This window comes from uncultured Shimia sp., from assembly GCF_947493595.1.
Lineage (GTDB): Bacteria > Pseudomonadota > Alphaproteobacteria > Rhodobacterales > Rhodobacteraceae > Shimia.
This window is the reverse complement of record NZ_CANLRL010000018.1, coordinates 1-1,241: the sequence shown is the minus strand read 5'-3', so window position 1 is coordinate 1,241 and position 1,241 is coordinate 1. Positions and strand designations below refer to the sequence as shown.

1 protein-coding gene is annotated in these 1,241 nt (G+C 57.0%); it reads right to left on the bottom strand.

The window, feature by feature from the left end; all coding sequences use genetic code 11:
• Nucleotides 1-65: 65 nt before the first annotated feature.
• Complete coding sequence (tuf, locus tag Q0955_RS20830) at nt 66-1,241, bottom strand: elongation factor Tu (protein WP_299428827.1); 1,176 nt, start codon at nt 1,239-1,241, stop codon at nt 66-68.

Below are 1,241 nucleotides of genomic sequence, written 5' to 3'. Positions count from 1 at the left end.
AAGCAAAAAGGCCGCCCAATGGGCGGCCTTTTCGTAGTCTGTCGTCTGAATTACGCTAGGCGTAATTACTCAACGATTTTGGACACAACACCGGAACCAACGGTGCGGCCACCTTCGCGGATCGCGAAGCGCAGGCCCTGCTCCATCGCAATTGGTGCGATCAGCTCAACGTTGAATTTCAGGTTGTCACCAGGCATCACCATCTCGGTGCCCGCTGGCAGCTCAACAGTGCCGGTCACGTCAGTTGTACGGAAGTAGAACTGTGGACGGTAGTTCGCGAAGAATGGCGTGTGACGGCCACCTTCATCCTTGGTCAGGATGTAGGCTTCGGCTTCGAACTTGGTGTGTGGGTTCACGGAACCTGGGGCACAGAGAACCTGACCACGCTCAACCGCTTCACGGTCAACACCACGCAGCAGCGCGCCGATGTTGTCGCCCGCTTCACCGGAGTCCAGCAGCTTGCGGAACATCTCAACACCGGTACAGGTGGTGGTCTGAGTGTCTTTGATGCCAACGATTTCAATGGTGTCGCCAACATTGATCACGCCACGCTCAACACGGCCGGTCACAACAGTACCGCGGCCAGAGATCGAGAACACGTCTTCGATTGGCATCAGGAACGGCTGGTCAGTGGCACGTGGTGGCTGTGGGATGTACTCGTCAACAGCGGCCATCAGCTCAGCAATTTTCTCTTTGCCGATGTTGTCGTCGCGGTCTTCCAGAGCCGCCAGAGCGGAACCGGCGATCACAGGAATGTCGTCACCTGGGAAGTCGTACTCAGACAGCAGCTCGCGGATTTCCATCTCAACGAGTTCCAGCAGCTCTTCGTCGTCAACCTGGTCCACTTTGTTCATGAAAACAACCATGGCAGGGATGCCAACCTGGCGGCCCAGCAGGATGTGCTCACGGGTCTGTGGCATTGGGCCGTCAGCCGCGTTCACAACCAGGATCGCGCCGTCCATCTGCGCCGCACCGGTGATCATGTTTTTCACGTAGTCAGCGTGACCTGGGCAGTCAACGTGCGCGTAGTGACGGGCGTCGGTTTCATATTCCACGTGCGCGGTGGAGATGGTGATGCCACGGGCTTTTTCTTCAGGCGCGCCGTCGATTTCGTCATACGCTTTGAAGTCACCAAACTGTTTGGTGATCGCGGCGGTCAGCGTGGTTTTACCGTGGTCAACGTGACCAATGGTGCCGATGTTGCAGTGCGGTTTACTGCGCTCAAACTTTTCCTTAGCCAT

Excerpts from the sequence above, each read along its gene's own strand:
- tuf (WP_299428827.1), bottom strand. The coding sequence starts at position 1,241 with ATGGCTAAGGAAAAGTTTGAGCGCAGTAAACCGCACTGCAACATCGGC.